We start from the raw sequence: 17,451 nt of genomic DNA on the forward strand, positions 1-17,451 counted from the left end.
TGGCGACGCGCTTGTGATAAAATTTTGTAGCAGCGCCGCATGAGCGGTTGTTGCCGTAGAAGCTGCGGCAACGTGCATTAGCACATGGCTGCATACTATTTACCGCCGCATTTCCGGCATTGGTGTTTATGCCCCTGTCCTCCCCCGTTCCACGCGCGTTGCGGCATACCCGCGCCATCAAGCTCGAAGCGTTCGCGCGCGACGATGGCTTGTGGGATATCGACGCCCACCTCACCGACATCAAAACCATCGACGTCACGCTGGCTTCGGGCCCGCGCCCGGCCGGACTGCCCCTGCACGACCTGTCGCTGCGCCTGACGATCGACCGCGCCTTCGTCATCGTCCACGCCGAGGCCGCGTCCGACGCGGTGCCGTACGCGGGCTTCTGCGACACCGTCGGCCCCGCCTACAAGGGCCTGATCGGCTTGTGCCTGATGAAGGGTTTCCGGCACGCGCTCAGGGAGCGCCTCGCCGGCGTGCTCGGCTGCACCCACCTGACCGAACTGGCGCAGATCCTGCCGACGGCCGCGCTGCAAGCCTACGCCAACGACGTGCTCGACACGCGCGACGGCGACGCGGCCGATCCGCGGCCCGACCGTCCCTTCCAGATCGACAAATGCCACGCGCTGCGCGCCGACGGCCCGGCCGTGGCGCTGTACTACCCGCGCTGGTTCGCCGGGCCGGGCGCGTCCTAAGGCTGGGTTCGCCGTTTCCGACCCTTTACCTTTTCACCGTTTTCGCACCGCCAGAGGTTCCGCCAGAGAACTGTCACAAGAAACGCCGTCCAAACCAACGTATTTTTTTAAAATCAGTATTTGAAGAAGGGAAGCCAGCATGAAGATCCATGAGTATCAGGGCAAAGAAATCCTCAGGCAGTTCGGGGTCACCGTACCGCGCGGCATTCCGTGCATGTCGGTGGAAGAGGCCGTCAAAGCGGCGGAAACGCTGGGCGGCTCGGTCTGGGTAGTCAAAGCGCAGATCCATGCTGGCGGCCGCGGCAAGGGCGGCGGCGTCAAGGTGGCCAAGTCGGTCGAGCAATTGCGCCAGTACGCCGAGCAGATCCTCGGCATGCAACTGGTCACCCACCAGACCGGCCCCGAAGGCCAGAAGGTGCGCCGCCTGTTCATCGAAGAGGGCGCCGACATCAAGCAGGAACTGTACGTCTCGCTCGTCACCGACCGCGTGAGCCAGAAGGTTGTCATGATGGGCTCGTCGGAGGGCGGCATGGACATCGAGGAGGTCGCCCATTCCCACCCTGAAAAAATCCACCACGTCACGATCTGCCCGAGCGCCGGCCTGACCGACGCCCAGGCCGACGAGATGTCGACCAAGATCGGCATCCCGGCCGGCTCGATCGCCGACGCCCGCGTGCAGCTGCAGGGGCTGTATAAAGCCTACTGGGAAACCGACTGCTCGCTCGCAGAGATCAACCCCCTGATCGTCGACGGTTCGGGCAAGGTCATCGCGCTCGACGCCAAGTTCAACTTCGACGCCAACGCCCTGTACCGCCAACCCGAAATCGTCGCCATGCGCGACCTCGACGAGGAAGACCCGGCCGAGGTCGAGGCGTCCAAATTCGACCTCGCCTACATCTCGCTCGACGGCAATATCGGTTGCCTCGTCAACGGCGCCGGCCTGGCCATGGCGACCATGGACACGATCAAGCTGTTCGGCGGCGAGCCGGCCAACTTCCTCGACGTCGGCGGCGGCGCCACGGCCGAGAAGGTCACAGAAGCGTTCAAGATCATGCTCAAGAACCCGGGCCTCAAGGCGATCCTGGTCAACATCTTCGGCGGCATCATGCGTTGCGACGTCATCGCCGAAGGTGTGATCGCGGCCTCCAAGGCCGTCTCGCTGCAAGTGCCGCTGGTGGTGCGCATGAAGGGCACCAACGAAGACCTGGGCAAGAAGATGCTGGCCGAATCCGGCCTGCCGATCATCGCCGCCGATACGATGGAAGACGCGGCCAAGAGTGTAGTCGCCGCTGCTGCCGGTCACGCCAAATAAGGAAACAACATGTCGATTCTGATCAATAAAGATACCAAAGTAGTCACCCAGGGAATCACCGGAAAGACCGGCCAGTTCCACACCCGCATGTGCCGCGACTACGCGAACGGCAAGAACTGCTTCGTCGCGGGCGTGAACCCGAAAAAAGCCGGCGAGGACTTCGAGGGCATCCCGATTTTCGCCAACGTCACCGAGGCCAAGAAGGAAACCGGCGCCAACGTGTCGGTGATCTACGTGCCGCCGGCCGGCGCCGCGGCCGCCATCTGGGAAGCCGTCGAAGCCGAACTCGACCTGGCGATCTGCATCACCGAGGGCATCCCCGTGCGCGACATGATGGCGCTCAAGGACCGCATGGCCAAGTCGGGCTCCAAAACCTTGCTGCTGGGACCGAACTGCCCCGGCCTGATCACGCCCGATGAAATCAAGATCGGCATCATGCCGGGCCACATCCACAAGGCCGGCCGCATCGGCGTGGTCTCGCGTTCGGGCACCTTGACGTACGAGGCGGTCGGCCAGCTGACCGCGCTCGGCCTCGGCCAATCGTCGGCGGTGGGCATCGGCGGCGACCCGATTAACGGCCTCAAGCACATCGACATCATGAAGATGTTCAACGACGATCCGGACACCGACGCGGTGATCATGATCGGCGAGATCGGCGGCCCGGACGAGGCCAACGCTGCCTACTGGATCAAGGACAACATGAAGAAACCCGTGGTCGGCTTCATCGCCGGCGTCACGGCGCCCCCGGGCAAGCGCATGGGCCACGCGGGCGCCCTGATTTCGGGCGGCGCCGACACGGCCCAGGCCAAGCTCGAAATCATGGAGGCGTGCGGGATCACTGTTACCAAAAACCCATCGGAAATGGCGCGTTTGCTAAAAGCGATGCTGTAATTTGTAATATATAGCAAAGGTAGTTAATAATGACGGGGAGCGCAGTGCTCCCCGTTGTTGTTTGTGGCATCCGAACCGGAGACGAAGTGGCGAAAATCATCATATCGCATGACGGGCAAGTCTTGCAGGAAGTGCAACTTAGCAAAGACCGCATCACGATTGGCCGCCATCCCCAATGCGACGTCGTGATCGAGCACCGCGCCATCAGCGCCCAGCACGCGGCGATCTCGACCGCGCTCGACGAGGCCATGATCGAGGACCTCGGCAGCACCAACGGCACCTTCGTCAACGGGCGCCGGATCAACAAGCAGGTGCTGGCCGACCACGACCGGATCGTGCTGGCGATGATCCAGATTGAATTCGTGGCTGGACCGGTGGCGGCGAGCAAGGCCGCCGCCGCGGCCATGCCGCTGGGACACGTCGAGGTGCGCAGCGGACCCCACGCGGGCAAAAAACTTCCACTTAGTAAGCCACTGACGACGCTCGGCACCCCCGGCACCATGGTGCTGGCGATCAGCCGCACGCCGGACGGCTACATGGCCGCGCATATAGATGGTGCGGTGCCGCCGGGCGTGAACGGCGCGCCGCTCGGGACCCAGCCGCGCAAACTGGTCGACGGCGACCTGATCGACCTCGGCGGCACGCAGATGGCATTTTCCTGCCCCTGAGCAAAATAAGGCGCCGGCCGGCATCCCGATGTGCCAATTTTTGATTCCGCCTGACGAAAATTGTCATATCCGGACAAAAAACATGCCAAATTTTGGCGCGCGGGGCTGGTCCGCTGCCGGCGGCAGGATGGCGATGAGCTGGCACGGCGATTGCTAATACGTTGGTACGAGCAAGTTTTTCGTGACCACCACCCAGGAGAAATACCATGAAATCGATGAAAATGATCAAAAAAGCACAAGCCGGCTTCACTCTGATCGAACTGATGATCGTTGTAGCGATTATCGGCATTCTGGCCGCCGTCGCGCTGCCGGCATACCAGGACTACACGGTCCGCGGCCGCGTCTCGGAACTGATGATCATGGCCTCCTCGATGAAGGGCACCGTCACCGAGAACATCTCGACCAACGGCGGAACGATGCCTGCCGACGCCTGCAAAGGTATCTCGGCCACCGTCGCGACCGTCAACGTCGCCTCGACCGCCTGCACCGCAGCTACCGGCGTCATCCGTGTAATCGGCGATGCAACCAAGGCAAAAGGCGTCGACATCATCCTGACCCCGACCATCGACACCGCCTCCGGCACCGTGAAATGGATTTGCACCACCACCAATACCGCCGACGTCAAATACGTACCTGCCGAGTGCCGCTAATCCGCGCGTGATATCGACAGTGTCCCGGCAGGTCAAGGCGGGATAGGGAGCGGAACGGCGGGGGCAGGCAATGCCGTCACCGACGTCCGCCACCAGAAAAAGCAAGGCGCACCGCGTCTTGCTTTTTTTTGCCTTCAAAATCACATATGAAAACGCGGCACGTCGTCGCCGCTTCTTGCTGCGCGCCCCGGCTGAGCAGGTACCACCGCCAGCGACGGGCACCAGACCCGGCCCGGCGCCGGGCGCTACGCGGCCGGCGCGTCAACTCTCCAGTCCCCCGACTTGCCGCCATGCTTCTCGAGCACCCGCACGTCCGTCATGACCATGCCGCGGTCGACCGCCTTGCACATGTCGTAGATCGTCAGCAGGCCGACCTGGACCGCCGTCAGCGCCTCCATCTCGACCCCGGTCTTGCCGACCGTCTCGACCCGGGCGCGGCAACGCACGCTCGCGCCGGCCTGGTCGATCTCGAACTCGACCGTCACGCGCGTGAGCGCGAGCGGATGGCACAGCGGGATCAGGTCGCTGGTGCGCTTGGTGGCCATGATCGCGGCCACGCGCGCGATGCCGAGCACGTCGCCCTTCTTGGCGTTGCCGGCGGCGATCGCCGCGAGCGTGCCGGGGAGCATGCTGATGCGGCCCGACGCCAGCGCCACGCGGTGGGTGTCTTGTTTGGCGCCGACATCGACCATGTGCGCCTGCCCGGCGGCGTCGAAATGGGTCAATCCTGCTGCGGCGGCCGGGCCGCGATCGTGTGTGTCTGTCATGGTTCCGTCTCAAAAAGCGCGCCCGCGGGCGGGTGGTAACAAAGTGTTTCAGTTGGCGCGGCGGGAGGGCCCCGGCGGCGGTTGCGGGTATGATATCACCGTGAAAACCAAAAACGCCCCCGCCTCCCCGACCCGCGCCGCCGGCCAGCGCCCGCGGTCCGCGCTCGCGCTTTCACTCATGCTCGCGCTGTCGCTCGCGCCGCCGGGCGCGCTGGCGCAGGGCACGACCGGCAACGCCAACCTGCCGACCCTCGGCGACAGCGCGCGCGGCGACCTTTCGCCCGTGTTCGAGCGCCGCATCGGCGAGGCGATCATGCGCGACATCCGGCGCGACCGCGATTTCCTCGACGACCAGCCGATCCTCGAATACCTCAACGGCTTCGGCGCCTCGCTGGTGGCGGCGCACCCGGGGGCGCGCGGCGAGACCGGCGCCGACTACTATTTCTTCGCCGTGCGCGATCCGATGCTCAACGCGTTCGCGCTGCCGGGCGGCTTCATCGCGGTGCACTCGGCGCTGCTGCTGGCGGCCCAGTCCGAATCCGAACTGGCGGCCGTGCTGTCCCACGAGATCGGCCACGTGGCGCAGCGCCACATCGCGCGCATGATCGGCCAGCAGAAGCAGGACGCCCTGATCCCGCTGGCGGCGATGCTGCTCGCGGCGCTGGTCGCGCGCGCCAGCACCGACGCCGCGGTCGGCGTGGCCATGGGCGGGCAGGGCCTGGCGATCCAGCGCCAGCTCGACTTCAGCCAGGACGCCGAGCGCGAGGCCGACCGGGTCGGCTTCCAGATCATGGGCGCGGCCGGCTACGACACCTCGGGCATGGTGGCCTTTTTCAGCCGCATGCAAACGGCCAGCCGCGCCTACTCCGACCTGACCCCGGCCTGGCTGCGCAGCCACCCGCTGACCTCCGAGCGGATCTCCGACATCCAGTCGCGCATCCGCGAGACGCCCTACCGCCAGCGCGCCGACAGCATCGAATTCCATCTGGTGCGCGCCCGGGCACGCGTGCTGCAGGACGAATCGGCGTCCGGGCTGGCCGCCGCGCGCGCCGCGTTCGAGGCCCAGTTGGCGCAGCAGAACCGCCAGCAGTTGTCGGCGGCCCATTACGGGCTGGCCTACGTCGCGCTTAAAAAAGGCGAGCTGGCCAAGGCCGCCGCCTCGCTCGCGAGCGCGCGCGCGGCCCTCGAGCGCAAGGAGGCCGCGGTGTTCTCGGCCGGCCCCAAGGGGTCCGACGGCGGCGCCATGTTCACCAGCCTCGCGCTCGAGATCAAGCTCGCGCCCGGGCAGACGGCGCTCGTGCAGCAGCAGGTAGTGGCCGAGGCCGAACAAGCCTACCAGCGCTATCCGCTCTCGCGCGGGATCGCCCGCCAGTACGCGTCCGCGCTGATCAACGCGGGCAAGCTCGACAACGCGACGCGCTACCTGCGCGAGCAGGTCCAGCTCTACCGCGAGGAGCCCAAGCTGCACGAACTGCTGGCCAAGGTGTACTCGGCGCAGGGCAAGCTGGCGCTGCAGCACATGGCGCTGGCCGAGTCCTACGCGCTCGGCGGCGGCCTGCTCGCCGCGCTCAACCAGCTGACGCTGGCGCGCAAGGCGGGCGACGCCACGTTCTACGACAACGCCCTGATCGACGCGCAAGAGCGCGAATGGCAAAAGCGCCAGCGCGAGGAAATGAAAGAACAGGAAGAGAACAAATAGGCGCCGCGCCGGCCCCTACACCGGCAGGGGCAGGCGCACGAAGCCGAGCAGGTCCGGCAGCCGCGCGCCGTCGGCGCGCTCGACGCCGAGCAGGCGGCCCCGCCAGCGCAGCGCCAGCCGGCCGGCGCCGCCGCCGAGCCAATCCAAAAGCGCCTCGTCCGGGGCGCTTTTGCCATCGAGTTCGAGCAGCGCCATGCACTGCGCGAGGTCGCGGTCGTCGAGCTGCGCCACCTTGCCCGCGCCGGCCAGCACCAGCGCGCCGGCCCCGGTCATGAGGACCCTCTCCGGCGCGGGCAGCGGCTCTCCCGTGTGCAGCAGCAGGCCGTGGACCGGATCGGTGCGCGCGATGTACGGGGTCGCCTCGAGGTTCAGGTAGACCCGCTGCGGGCCGTTCTGGAAATACCAGCAGCCGCGCTCGTCGGCCGCGTAGTTGCGGTTGATGAAGCCGAGCAGCGCCGCCTGGGTGAGCTTGTCGCCGGCCAGGCCCAGGTGCTGGGCGCGCTCGTCGCGCATGCGCCAGGCGCCGCGCGCGTCGAGCGCGAGCCAGCCGTAGCAATGCGGCACGTCGGGCCATTTTGCGATCGCCTTTTTTACGATGTCATCCATGCCGGGCACTCCCTTGCGGAGCAGTCTCGCACGGCGCGCGCGCGCGCGGCGCGCGGCTGGCCGCGGCGCCGTCCAAAAACGCGAGCACGTGGCGCGGCAGCCAGTCGATCCGGCCGGGCGGGGGGCCGCCGGCGAAGCCGACGTGGCCGCCGCGCGCCGGGTACTCGAGCCGCACGCACGGCGCCACCGCGTGCGGCGGCGGCAGGTGCCGGGCCGGCAGGAACGGATCGTTGCGCGCGTTGAGCACCAGCGTCGGCACCGTGATGTCGCCCAGCACATGCCTGGCGCTGGCGCGGTGCCAGTAGTCGTCGGTGTCGCGGTAGCCGTGCAGCGGCGCGGTCACCACGTTGTCGAAGGCGTACAGGTCGCGCGCGGCCAGCAGCGCGGCGCGGTCGAACAGGCCGGGGAACTGCGCCAGCTTGGCCAGGCATTTGGGCACCAGCGTGCGCAGGAACATGCGCGTGTAGACCCGGTTGAAGCCGGCGCCGAGCGCCGCGCCCCCCTGCGCCAGGTCGAGCGGGGCCGACACCGCGCAGGCGGCGTCGACGATCTCGGCGCCGTGGCGCGACTCGCCCAGCCAGCGCAGCAGCGCGTTGCCGCCCAGCGAGACGCCGGCCGCGTAGAATCTGCCGCCGGCGCGCGCGCGCAGGCGCCGCACGATCCAGTCGATCTCGGCGGCGTCGCCCGAGTGGTAGAAGCGCGGCGCGCGGTTGGCCTCGCCCGAGCAGCCGCGGAAGTGCGGCACCGCGCCCGACCAGCCGCGCGCGGCCAGCGCGGCCATGAAGGCGCGCGCGTAATGGCTGTTCGAGGAGCCCTCGAGGCCGTGGAACAGCACCAGCAGCGGGCTGCCCGGCGCGCCGTCGGTGAAGTCGACATCGACGAAGTCGCCGTCGGGCGCCTCCCAGCGCTCGCGCCGCAGCCTTGGCGCCGGCGCGCCCATCCACAGCGCCGGGGCGATCGTCTGCAGGTGGCCGCCGGGCAGCCAGAACGGCGCGCGGTAGCCGGGCGGCGGGGCGCTGGCGGCGTCGTTCAATGCAGGCTCGCTCCGGTCTGGGGGCCGTCGGGGATCGCGCCCGGCGCCACCGAGGCGTGGTGCAGCACGATGCGCCAGCCCTGCGGGGTCTTGATGTAGACGTTGGTGGCGACCAGGTGCGCCGGCTCGCCCGCGTGCGAGGTCACGCCCTCGATCACCGTGTGCACCGAGCTCATCAGATTGTGGGTCTCGTGCAGCTGCGAGGGCCGGATCTGCAGCCCGCCGCGCTCGAAGACGGCCTCCCACGAGGCCTGGATCTGGGCGTGCCCGTACAGGCGCGATCCGCCCGGATGGATGCAGACGATCTCCTCGTCGTCGGCCCACAGCGCCATGAGGGCGTCGATGTCGCCGCGGTTGAGGGCGTCGTAGAAGGCGGCCTCGACTTCGGCGGCGCTGCCGTTGAGTTGTTTGCGGCGTTTCATCTGTTTACTCCCGTCGGTGGGCGCGCCGGCGCGCCGGTGTTAGGAGCCGTGAATAAATAAGTGTGACAATTGGGCGGCCCTGGCGGGTCGGATTGCAAAGCAATCCGGGCACCGCAGTTACTCGCCGCGATGCAAGGCGCGAGAAGGAGTCATAGCGAGCTATGGCGACGACGAACAACGCAGCAGCGTGCCCGCCAGGGCCGATCCAATTGTTACACTTATTTTTGAACGACTCCTTAGTGGTGGGCCGGCACGGTGCCCGGCTTGAGGCGGTAGGCCGTGCCGCAGTAGGGGCAGGTGGCGAGGCCGTCGTGGCCGAACTCGAGGAACACGCGCGGATGCGACGACCACAGCGTCATGGCCGGGTTCGGGCAGTGGGCGGGCAGGTCTTCGGCGCCGAGTTCCACCGCGGCTGGTCTGGTCTGGTTCATGGATTCTCCGTCTGACTGGATGCAAAACCACGATTTTAGCGGACTTCGGGCGGCTTCCCGGATAGATCGTTAAAATAGTGCCCTGACGAATCATGCCGCCCGCCCCGCGAGGGCGCCGGCGCCGCGAGAAAACCATGTCCGCCCCCACCCCAAGCGCAGCAGCAGCGGCGGCCCGCCCGGCCGACAAGGACGCCGCGCTCTGGCGCGAGGCGCTCAGGGCCGGCCTGCCGACCCTGTTCGGGATCGCCGCCTGGGGCATGGTGACGGGCGTGGCCATGGTCAAGAGCGGGCTGAGCGTGGCGCAGGCGCTCGGCATGACGGTGCTGGTGTTCGCCGGCTCGGCCCAGCTCGCCGCGCTGCCGCTGATCGCCGGCGGCGCCCCGGTCTGGGTGGTGTTCGCCACCGCGCTGGTGGTCAACCTGCGCTTCGTGATCTTTTCGGTGCTGCTGGCCCCTCATTTCGCCCACCTGCCGTGGAAGAAGCGCTTCCTGCTCGGCTATGTGGCCGGCGACATCACCGTGGCGCTGTTCCTGCGGCGCTTTCCCGACCAGGGCGCGCAGCACGGCAAGCTGTCCTACCTGCAGGGGCTGCTGGTGCCGAACTGGCTCTCGTGGCAGGCCGGCTCGATCGCCGGCGTGCTGCTCGGCGCGGCCGTGCCGGCCTCGTGGGGGCTCGGCTTCGCCGGCAGCCTGGCGATCCTGTGCATCATGGTGCCGCTGGTCATCAACCGCGCGGCCCTGTGCGGGGTGTTGGTGGCGGCCGCCACCTCGGTGGTGTTCTTCAACATGCCCTACAAGCTGGGGCTGCTGCTGGCGGTGGCGCTTGGCATGGGCAGCGCCATGCTGGTCGAGGAGACGCTGGAAAAGCGCAGGGCGCGCCATGAGTGAGATCGAGATCTGGGTCACCATCGGCGTGCTCGCGCTGGCCACGGCATGCGCGCGCTGCGCGTTCTGGCTGCTCGGCCACCACGTCACGATCCCCAAGCGGGTGCAGGAGATGCTGCGCTACGCGCCGGGCTGCGCGCTGGCGGCGATCATCGCGCCCGACGTGCTGCTGTCGCCGGCCGGCGCGCTCGCGCTCGAGGCCGGCAACCTGAAACTGATGGCCGCCGCCGGCGCCACGCTGTTCTTCGTGTGGCGCCGCAACATGCTGCAGACCATCGTGTTCGGCATGCTGCTGTTCACGGCGTTGCGGCTGGGGCTCGCCTGATGGGAGGGGCAAAGCCCGAATCGGCCGGCAACCAAGCGGCCGGCGCCGGGAAATCGGCAATTTTTTGTAACCGGGGTCTGACCCCAGTTAAGGAATCTTTTTTGTAACCGGGGTCTGACCCCAGTTAAGGAATCTTCCGCTATCGGGGTCAGACCCCGATGGCGGAATTGCTCGAAAAATCGCGCGCCCGTCGAATGGCAGGGCCGGGGCATGGGCAACGGTTCCTTAACCGGGGTCTGACCCCAGTTAAGGAATCTTTCGCTATCGGGGTCAGACCCCGGTTGCGGAACGTGGGGTACCGGCGGTATGTGCCGCGCGCCGGCCCCGCGTCGGACGGTGTGGTTTGGTGCTTGGGGTTGCTGGTGGGAGTCAGTGCCCGGGCGCTGCTTGTTGTTTCCCCGCAAACGGTTTAAGCGGAGCGTGCTTGGGGTAAAATAGCGCTCTTTCCTCCATTCGACCCTGGCTAGCCACATGCACGCTGTTCTCGACTTCACCCGTCTGCAAGACTTGATCGACCAACACGCCCTGCAGGGCAAGCGCGTCTTCATCCGCGCCGACCTGAACGTGCCGCAGGACGACGCCGGCAACATCACCGAGGACACCCGCATCCGCGCCTCCGTGCCCGCGATCGCCGCCGCCGCCAAGGCCGGCGCCGCCGTCATGGTCACCTCCCACCTCGGCCGCCCGATCGAGGGCGCGTTCAAACCCGAGGACAGCCTGGCGCCGGTCGCCGCGCGCCTGTCCGAGCTGCTCGGCCAACAAGTCGAACTCAAGCGGGACTGGGTCGACGGCGCAGGCCTCGAAAACCTCGTTCCCGGCCAGGTCGTGCTGCTCGAGAACTGCCGCGTCAACCCCGGCGAAAAGAAGAACAGCGACGCGCTCGCGCAAAAGATGGCCGCCCTGTGCGACATCTATGTCAACGACGCCTTCGGCACCGCCCACCGCGCCGAGGCCAGCACCCACGGCATCGCCAAGTTCGCGCCCGTGGTCTGCGCCGGCCCGCTGCTCGCCGCCGAGCTCGACGCCCTCGGCAACGCGCTCGGCGCGCCCGCGCGCCCGCTGCTGGCCATCGTCGCCGGCTCCAAGGTCTCGAGCAAGTTGTCGATCCTGAAGGCCTTGTCGGGCAAGGTCGACCAGCTGATCGTCGGCGGCGGCATCGCCAACACCTTCATGAAGGCCGTCGGCCTCAACATCGGCAAGTCGCTCGCCGAGGCCGACCTGGTGGCCGAGGCCAAGGCCATCATCGACCTGATGGCCGCGCGCGGCGCCAGCGTGCCGATCCCGGTCGACGTGGTCTGCGCCAAGGAGTTCTCGCCGAGCGCCGCGGCCACCGTCAAGGACGTCGCCGACGTGCTTGATGACGACATGATCCTCGACATCGGCCCGAAGACGGCCGCCATGCTCGCCGAGCAGATCGGCGCGGCCGGCACCATCGTCTGGAACGGCCCGGTCGGCGTGTTCGAATTCGACCAGTTCGGCAACGGCACCAAGACGCTGGCGCTGGCCATCGCCGAGTCGAAGGCGTTCTCGGTCGCCGGCGGCGGCGACACGCTGGCCGCGATCGCCAAGTACGACATCGCCGAGCGCATCGGCTACATCTCCACCGGCGGCGGCGCCTTCCTCGAGTTCCTCGAGGGTAAGACCCTGCCGGCGGTCGAGATCCTGTTGCAGCGCCGCGGCAAGTAACATACGGGTAACACCGGGCAGCAGCCAGGCAACGCCCAGGCTGCACCCGGGCAGCACCCGACCACGCCCCGCTTCGCAGTTTTGCCCACTTCAAGGAATACGCTATGTATCGTGGCACCAAGATCGTTGCAACCATCGGACCGGCGTCGACCGATTTCGACATCCTGTGCCGCATGATCCGCGCGGGCGTGGACGTGGTGCGGCTCAATTTTTCGCACGGCAAGGCGCAGGACCACATCGAGCGCGCCGCGCTGGTGCGCCGCGCCGCCGCCGAGTGCGGCATCGAGGTCGCCATCATGGCCGACATGCAGGGCCCCAAGATCCGGGTCGGCAAGTTTGAGTCGGGCAAGATCATGCTCGAGAAGGGCGACAAGTTCATCCTCGACGCCAAGTGGGGCATGCAGGGCGAACTGGGCAACCAGGAGCGCGTCGGCCTCGACTACAAGGCGCTGCCGCGCGACGTGCGCAACGGCGACCTGCTGCTGCTCAACGACGGCCTGATCGTGCTCGTCGTCGAGCGCATCGTCGCCCACGAGATCTTCACCGTGGTCAAGGTCGGCGGCGAGCTGTCCAACAACAAGGGCATCAACCGCCAGGGTGGCGGCCTGACCGCGCCGGCCCTGACCGCCAAGGACATGGAGGACATCAAAACGGCGATGAGCTTCCAGGCCGACTACCTGGCGATCTCGTTCCCGAAAAGCGCGACCGACATGGAGATGGCGCGCCAGCTGGCCAACATCGCCGGCGAGCAGTACCACCACAAGCCGATGATGATCGCCAAGATCGAGCGCGCCGAGGCCATCCCGGTGCTCCAGGAGATCCTCGACGCCTCCGACGGCATCATGGTCGCGCGCGGCGATTTGGCCGTCGAGGTCGGCAACGCGGCGGTGCCGGCGCTGCAAAAGCGCATGATCAAAATGGCGCGCGAATCGAACAAGCTGGCCATCACAGCGACCCAGATGATGGAGTCGATGATCTTCAACGCGGTGCCCACCCGCGCCGAGGTGTCGGACGTGGCCAACGCCGTGCTCGACGGCACCGACGCGGTGATGACCTCGGCCGAGACCGCCTCGGGCAAATACCCGATCGAGACGGTCGAGATGATGGCCGCGATCTGCGCCGAGGCCGAGCAGTCCGAGTACAACAAGCTCGACGCCGACTTCCTCAACGTGCGCTTCTCGCGCATCGACCAGTCGATCGCCTACGGCGCCCTGTTCACCGCGCACCACCTGCGGGTCAAGTCGATCGTGGCGCTGACCGAGTCCGGCTCGACCGCGTTGTGGATGAGCCGGCACAGCATCGACACCCCGATCTTCGCGCTCACGCCGAGCGTGGCGACCCAGCGCAAGGTGTCGCTGTACCGCAACGTGCGGGCGCACCACCTGCTGCAGACGGGCGACAGCGGCGCCGTGCTCAGGCAGGCCGAGGATTTGATGGTCGCCAACGGCACGGTCAGGAAAGGCGACATGATCGTCGTCACCTGGGGCGAGCCGATGGGGCAGGTCGGCGGCACCAACGCGCTCAAGATCGTGCGCGTTGGCGAACTCGGATAGCCAAGCGGCGGCAATTGGAACAAAATGAAGGGCGGCGCCGTCCGCGCGCGGCGCCGACCAAGGTTGTACGGAACAAGTTATAAAAGATTCAAGGGAAGGGCCCGCACCACGGCGCCCCCTCCCTTATTTGCTGCACGTGCACGGCGCCACCAGCGCCTCCCAGCGAACCCGGTTTTTCTATTGTTTGGAGTCCCACCATGTCCCTCGTATCCATGCGTCAACTGCTCGACCACGCCGCCGAAAACGGCTACGGCCTGCCGGCGTTCAACGTCAACAACCTCGAACAGGTGCAAGCCATCATGGCCGCCGCCGACGCGGTCGGCTCGCCCGTCATCATGCAGGCGTCCGCGGGCGCCCGCAAGTACGCCGGCGAGGCCTTCCTGCGCCACCTGATCGACGCCGCCGTCGAAGCCTATCCGCACATCCCGGTCGTGATGCACCAGGACCACGGCCAGTCGCCGGCCGTGTGCATGACCGCGATCCGCTCCGGCTTCACCTCCGTCATGATGGACGGCTCGCTCGAGGCCGACGGCAAGAGCGTCGCCAGCTACGACTACAACGTCGAGGTCTCGCGCGAGGTGGTCAAGTTCGCACACGCGATCGGCGTCACCGTCGAAGCCGAACTCGGCGTGCTCGGCTCGCTCGAGACCATGATGGGCGACAAAGAGGACGGCCACGGCGCCGAAGGCACGATGACGCGCGAAATGCTGCTCACCGACGTCGCCCAGGCCGCCGACTTCGTCGCGCGCACCCAGTGCGACGCGCTCGCGATCGCGATCGGCACCTCGCACGGCGCCTACAAGTTCTCGCGCAAGCCGACCGGCGACATCCTCGCCATCGACCGCATCAAGGAAATCCACGCGCGCATCCCCAACACCCACCTGGTGATGCACGGCTCCTCGTCGGTCCCGCAGGAGCTGCTCGCCGAGATCCGCCAGTTCGGCGGCGACATGAAGGAAACCTACGGCGTGCCGGTCGAGGAGATCCAGGAGGGCATCCGCCACGGCGTTCGCAAGATCAACATCGACACCGACATCCGCCTCGCGATGACGGCCGCGGTGCGCCGCTATTTGTTCGAAAACCCGGGCAAGTTCGACCCGCGCGACTTCCTCAAGCCGGCGCGCGAGGCGGCCACGCTCATTTGCAAGGCGCGCTTCCTGTCGTTCGGCTGCGAGGGCCAGGCCGCCAAGATCAAGCCGATTCCAATGGACAAGATGGCCGAGCGTTACGCCAAGGGCGCACTGGCCCAGGTCGTGAAGTAAGCATGTAAGCATGTTCAAGGGCGGTTGCCCGTGCCGCGCGACCGGTCACGCGATCCGTGGCGGGGTCCCGCGTGCCGGCCACCGCCATCGCACCATGCGCCAAAAGCGGCATGGCGCCGCTTTTGCCAGCCATGCCAATCTGGCGGCCAGCGATTTTCGCCCCCCGCGGGGGCAGGAGGCGCTGGCGTCTTTAAAATTGAAGACCTAAGGATCCAAGAATGTCCGGAGTACTTGAAACAAAAATCACATCGCTACCTTTCCTGCACCGCGGGAAGGTGCGCGACATTTACGCCGTCGGCGACGACAAGCTGCTGGTGGTCCAGACCGACCGCCTGTCCGCCTTCGACGTCATCCTCGACGATCCAATCCCGGGCAAGGGCAAGATCCTCACTTCAATGTCGAATTTCTGGTTCCGCAAATTCGCCGACCTGATGCCCAACCACGAAACCGGTATCGACCCGGTCACGGTGGTCGCGCCGGAAGAGCGCGGGCAGGTGGAAGGCCGCGCCATCGTCGTCAAAAAATTCACGCCGCTCGGCATCGAGTGCATCGTGCGCGGCTACCTGATCGGCTCCGGCTGGAAGGACTACCAGAAGACCGGCGCGGTTTGCGGCATCACCCTGCCAGCCGGCATGCAGGAAGCCGAAAAGCTGCCGCAAGTGCTGTTCACTCCATCGACCAAGGCGCCCGCCGGCGCGCACGACGAGAACATCTCGTTCGAAGAGGCGCAAAAGATCGTTGGCGCGGATGTCGCCGCGCAGGTGCGGGACTACACCATCGCCCTGTACACCAAGGCCGCCGAATACGCGGCCACCAAGGGCATCATCATCGCCGACACCAAATTCGAATTCGGCCTCGACGCCAACGGCAAGGTCCATCTGATCGATGAAATCCTGACCCCGGACTCGTCGCGCTTCTGGCCGATGGATACCTACCAGGTCGGCATGTCGCCACCTTCGTACGACAAGCAGTTCGTGCGCGACTACCTCGAATCGCTCAAGGACTGGAACAAGGCGCCACCGTCGCCACCCATCCCGGCCGACATCATCGCCAAGACCCTTGCCAAGTATATGGAGGCGCTCGAGCGCCTGACCGGCGGGGGCGTCAAATGAGCGGGCAAGTGAGTGAGCAAGTGAGGCCACTGGTCGGCGTCGTCATGGGGTCGAACTCCGATTGGGACGTGATGCAGCACGCCGTCAATATGCTCAAGGACTTTGGCGTGCCGTTTGAAGCCCAGGTGCTGTCGGCCCATCGCATGCCCGATGAGATGTTCGCCTACGCGCAGGCCGCACGCGGCCGCGGCCTGCGCGCCATCATCGCCGGTGCCGGCGGCGCGGCCCACTTGCCGGGCATGATCGCGGCCAAGACCATCGTGCCGGTGCACGGCGTGCCGGTGCCGTCGAAGTACCTGCGCGGCGAGGACTCGCTGCTGTCGATCGTGCAGATGCCCAAGGGCGTGCCGGTGTCGACCTTTGCCATCGGCGAGGCCGGCGCCGCCAACGCGGCGCTGGCAGCCATCGCGATCCTGGCCGGCACCGACGAGGCCATGGCTGAAAAGCTTGAGCAGTTCCGCGTGAGCCAGAACGCCGCGGCCAAGGCGATGGTGCTACCGCAATGAGTCTTCCATTTGTTCCCACCGCCACCAAGCCAACCTGGCTTGGTGTGATGGGCGGCGGCCAGCTTGGCCGCATGTTCGTGCATGCGGCGCAAGCGATGGGCTACAAGGTCGCCGTGCTCGAGCCGGAGGCGGACACGCCCGCGGGCCAGGCCGCCGACCGCACCATCGTGGCAAAATACACCGACCCGGCGGGCCTGCTTGAACTGGGCCGCTTGTGCGTGGCGGTGACCACCGAATTCGAGAACGTCCCGGCCGACAGCCTGGCCAGCCTGGCCGCCCACAGCTTCGTGGCGCCGGCTGCGCAGTGCGTATCGGTCGCGCAGGACCGCATCATCGAGAAACGCTTCTTCGTCGACTGCGCGCCGCGCTCGGGGGTCATGCCGGCGCCGCATAAAGCGATCGCCTCGCACCTTGACATCGACGCCATCGGCGACGAACTCCTGCCAGGCATCCTCAAGACGGTGCGCATGGGTTACGACGGCAAGGGCCAGGTCGTGGTGCGCTCGCGCGCCGAGCTGCGCGCCGCTTTCGACAAGATGCAAGGGGTGACCTGCCTGCTCGAGAAATTGCTGCCGCTCGCGTATGAGGTGTCGGTGCTGACGGCGCGCGGCGCCGACGGCGTTTCCGTCGTCTATCCGATTGCCGAAAACGTGCACCGCGGCGGCATCCTGTTCACCACCACGGTCCCCGGTCCGAACGTGTCGGCCGAATGCGCGCGCAAAGCGCAGGATGCCGCGCGCGCCATCGTCGACCAGCTCGGCTATGTCGGCGTGCTGTGCATCGAATTCTTCGTGCTGGCCGATGGCTCGCTGGTCGTCAACGAGATGGCGCCGCGCCCGCACAACAGCGGTCACTACACGATCGACGCCTGCGTGACGAGCCAGTTTGCGCAGCAGGCGCGCGCCATGGCCCGCCTGCCACTGGGCGATGTGCGCCAGCATTCGCCGGC

At 67.0% G+C, this 17,451-nt stretch carries 19 protein-coding genes; 14 read left to right on the forward strand and 5 right to left on the reverse strand.

The features are described from left to right. Nucleotides 1–128: 128 nt before the first annotated feature. The 5 genes from C7C56_RS05655 (at nt 129) to C7C56_RS05675 (ending at nt 4,216) form a co-directional block, all read left to right on the forward strand. Nucleotides 129–695 (forward strand): DUF2889 domain-containing protein, encoded by a 567-nt coding sequence (locus tag C7C56_RS05655; RefSeq protein WP_106756519.1) that lies wholly within the window; start codon nt 129–131, stop codon nt 693–695. Nucleotides 696–834: 139 nt separating this feature from the next. Next, a complete protein-coding gene (gene sucC, locus C7C56_RS05660) occupies nt 835–2,007 on the forward strand; it encodes an ADP-forming succinate--CoA ligase subunit beta (RefSeq protein ID WP_106756500.1) in 1,173 nt (390 codons plus the stop codon). 9 nt (nt 2,008–2,016) lie between these two features. Further along, complete coding sequence (gene sucD, locus C7C56_RS05665; protein ID WP_106756501.1) at nt 2,017–2,898, forward strand: succinate--CoA ligase subunit alpha; 882 nt, start codon at nt 2,017–2,019, stop codon at nt 2,896–2,898. 86 nt (nt 2,899–2,984) lie between these two features. Beyond that, nucleotides 2,985–3,566, forward strand: a complete 582-nt coding sequence (locus tag C7C56_RS05670; protein ID WP_106756502.1) for an FHA domain-containing protein — start codon at nt 2,985–2,987, stop codon at nt 3,564–3,566. Between the two features lie 215 nt (nt 3,567–3,781). Then, a complete protein-coding gene (locus C7C56_RS05675) occupies nt 3,782–4,216 on the forward strand; it encodes a pilin (RefSeq protein ID WP_370660178.1) in 435 nt (144 codons plus the stop codon). A gap of 245 nt (nt 4,217–4,461) precedes the next feature. Here C7C56_RS05675 and moaC read toward each other — a convergent pair whose 3' ends face one another. Continuing rightward, a complete protein-coding gene (gene moaC / locus C7C56_RS05680; RefSeq protein ID WP_106756504.1) occupies nt 4,462–4,983 on the reverse strand; it encodes a cyclic pyranopterin monophosphate synthase MoaC in 522 nt (173 codons plus the stop codon). Between the two features lie 178 nt (nt 4,984–5,161). Here moaC and C7C56_RS05685 point away from each other — a divergent pair, with 178 nt between their 5' ends. Continuing rightward, on the forward strand, nt 5,162–6,682 hold the full coding sequence (locus C7C56_RS05685) for a M48 family metalloprotease (RefSeq protein ID WP_106756520.1): 1,521 nt from the start codon (nt 5,162–5,164) through the stop codon (nt 6,680–6,682). A 15-nt stretch (nt 6,683–6,697) separates the two neighbouring features. Here C7C56_RS05685 and C7C56_RS05690 read toward each other — a convergent pair whose 3' ends face one another. The 4 genes from C7C56_RS05690 to C7C56_RS05705 all read right to left on the reverse strand — a co-directional run bounded on the left by C7C56_RS05690 (nt 6,698) and on the right by C7C56_RS05705 (nt 9,174). Next, the gene (locus C7C56_RS05690) at nt 6,698–7,288 is read right to left on the reverse strand and encodes a DUF2946 family protein (RefSeq protein WP_106756505.1); all 591 of its coding nucleotides are present in this window, start codon (nt 7,286–7,288) and stop codon (nt 6,698–6,700) included. Further along, entirely contained in the window at nt 7,281–8,321 is a 1,041-nt protein-coding gene (locus C7C56_RS05695) for a YheT family hydrolase (protein WP_229458158.1), read from the reverse strand. Before C7C56_RS05695 ends, C7C56_RS05690 begins: the two co-directional genes overlap by 8 nt. After that, entirely contained in the window at nt 8,318–8,743 is a 426-nt protein-coding gene (locus C7C56_RS05700; protein ID WP_106756506.1) for a YybH family protein, read from the reverse strand. Before C7C56_RS05700 ends, C7C56_RS05695 begins: the two co-directional genes overlap by 4 nt. A gap of 236 nt (nt 8,744–8,979) precedes the next feature. After that, nucleotides 8,980–9,174, reverse strand: coding sequence for a zinc-finger domain-containing protein (locus C7C56_RS05705; RefSeq protein ID WP_106756507.1), 195 nt, complete (start codon nt 9,172–9,174; stop codon nt 8,980–8,982). A gap of 134 nt (nt 9,175–9,308) precedes the next feature. On the opposite strand from C7C56_RS05705, the gene C7C56_RS05710 reads away from it, so the two are divergent. From C7C56_RS05710 to C7C56_RS05745, 8 genes are all read left to right on the forward strand, one after another. Continuing rightward, nucleotides 9,309–10,061, forward strand: coding sequence for an AzlC family ABC transporter permease (locus tag C7C56_RS05710; RefSeq protein ID WP_106756522.1), 753 nt, complete (start codon nt 9,309–9,311; stop codon nt 10,059–10,061). After that, nucleotides 10,054–10,383 carry an AzlD domain-containing protein gene (locus tag C7C56_RS05715; RefSeq protein WP_106756508.1) on the forward strand — a complete coding sequence of 110 codons (330 nt, stop codon included), beginning with the start codon at nt 10,054–10,056 and terminating at the stop codon, nt 10,381–10,383. Before C7C56_RS05710 ends, C7C56_RS05715 begins: the two co-directional genes overlap by 8 nt. A gap of 471 nt (nt 10,384–10,854) precedes the next feature. After that, nucleotides 10,855–12,069: a phosphoglycerate kinase gene (locus tag C7C56_RS05720; protein WP_106756509.1), complete on the forward strand. Its 1,215-nt coding sequence runs from the start codon at nt 10,855–10,857 to the stop codon at nt 12,067–12,069. A 104-nt stretch (nt 12,070–12,173) separates the two neighbouring features. Further along, nucleotides 12,174–13,622, forward strand: coding sequence for a pyruvate kinase (gene pyk, locus C7C56_RS05725; protein ID WP_106756510.1), 1,449 nt, complete (start codon nt 12,174–12,176; stop codon nt 13,620–13,622). 197 nt (nt 13,623–13,819) lie between these two features. After that, nucleotides 13,820–14,884 carry a class II fructose-bisphosphate aldolase gene (gene fba, locus C7C56_RS05730; protein ID WP_106756511.1) on the forward strand — a complete coding sequence of 355 codons (1,065 nt, stop codon included), beginning with the start codon at nt 13,820–13,822 and terminating at the stop codon, nt 14,882–14,884. A 218-nt stretch (nt 14,885–15,102) separates the two neighbouring features. Next, nucleotides 15,103–15,996, forward strand: a complete 894-nt coding sequence (locus tag C7C56_RS05735) for a phosphoribosylaminoimidazolesuccinocarboxamide synthase (protein WP_106756512.1) — start codon at nt 15,103–15,105, stop codon at nt 15,994–15,996. Further along, entirely contained in the window at nt 15,993–16,502 is a 510-nt protein-coding gene (purE, locus tag C7C56_RS05740) for a 5-(carboxyamino)imidazole ribonucleotide mutase (RefSeq protein WP_181373034.1), read from the forward strand. The genes C7C56_RS05735 and purE overlap by 4 nt, the downstream gene beginning before the upstream one ends. After that, nucleotides 16,499–17,451: 5-(carboxyamino)imidazole ribonucleotide synthase (locus tag C7C56_RS05745; RefSeq protein ID WP_106756524.1), on the forward strand; the 953-nt coding region annotated here is incomplete at its 3' end. The genes purE and C7C56_RS05745, both read left to right, overlap by 4 nt.

Origin of the sequence: Massilia glaciei (assembly GCF_003011895.2) — a bacterium.
In the GTDB taxonomy this organism is placed as follows: domain Bacteria; phylum Pseudomonadota; class Gammaproteobacteria; order Burkholderiales; family Burkholderiaceae_D; genus Telluria_A; species Telluria_A glaciei.

Excerpts from the sequence above, each read along its gene's own strand:
- C7C56_RS05655 (WP_106756519.1), top strand. The coding sequence starts at position 129 with ATGCCCCTGTCCTCCCCCGTTCCACGCGCGTTGCGGCATACCCGCGCC.
- sucC (WP_106756500.1), top strand. The coding sequence starts at position 835 with ATGAAGATCCATGAGTATCAGGGCAAAGAAATCCTCAGGCAGTTCGGG.
- sucD (WP_106756501.1), top strand. The coding sequence starts at position 2,017 with ATGTCGATTCTGATCAATAAAGATACCAAAGTAGTCACCCAGGGAATC.
- C7C56_RS05675 (WP_370660178.1), top strand. The coding sequence starts at position 3,782 with ATGAAAATGATCAAAAAAGCACAAGCCGGCTTCACTCTGATCGAACTG.
- moaC (WP_106756504.1), bottom strand. The coding sequence starts at position 4,983 with ATGACAGACACACACGATCGCGGCCCGGCCGCCGCAGCAGGATTGACC.
- C7C56_RS05685 (WP_106756520.1), top strand. The coding sequence starts at position 5,162 with ATGCTCGCGCTGTCGCTCGCGCCGCCGGGCGCGCTGGCGCAGGGCACG.
- C7C56_RS05690 (WP_106756505.1), bottom strand. The coding sequence starts at position 7,288 with ATGGATGACATCGTAAAAAAGGCGATCGCAAAATGGCCCGACGTGCCG.
- C7C56_RS05700 (WP_106756506.1), bottom strand. The coding sequence starts at position 8,743 with ATGAAACGCCGCAAACAACTCAACGGCAGCGCCGCCGAAGTCGAGGCC.
- C7C56_RS05705 (WP_106756507.1), bottom strand. The coding sequence starts at position 9,174 with ATGAACCAGACCAGACCAGCCGCGGTGGAACTCGGCGCCGAAGACCTG.
- C7C56_RS05710 (WP_106756522.1), top strand. The coding sequence starts at position 9,309 with ATGTCCGCCCCCACCCCAAGCGCAGCAGCAGCGGCGGCCCGCCCGGCC.
- C7C56_RS05715 (WP_106756508.1), top strand. The coding sequence starts at position 10,054 with ATGAGTGAGATCGAGATCTGGGTCACCATCGGCGTGCTCGCGCTGGCC.
- C7C56_RS05720 (WP_106756509.1), top strand. The coding sequence starts at position 10,855 with ATGCACGCTGTTCTCGACTTCACCCGTCTGCAAGACTTGATCGACCAA.
- pyk (WP_106756510.1), top strand. The coding sequence starts at position 12,174 with ATGTATCGTGGCACCAAGATCGTTGCAACCATCGGACCGGCGTCGACC.
- fba (WP_106756511.1), top strand. The coding sequence starts at position 13,820 with ATGTCCCTCGTATCCATGCGTCAACTGCTCGACCACGCCGCCGAAAAC.
- C7C56_RS05735 (WP_106756512.1), top strand. The coding sequence starts at position 15,103 with ATGTCCGGAGTACTTGAAACAAAAATCACATCGCTACCTTTCCTGCAC.
- purE (WP_181373034.1), top strand. The coding sequence starts at position 15,993 with ATGAGCGGGCAAGTGAGTGAGCAAGTGAGGCCACTGGTCGGCGTCGTC.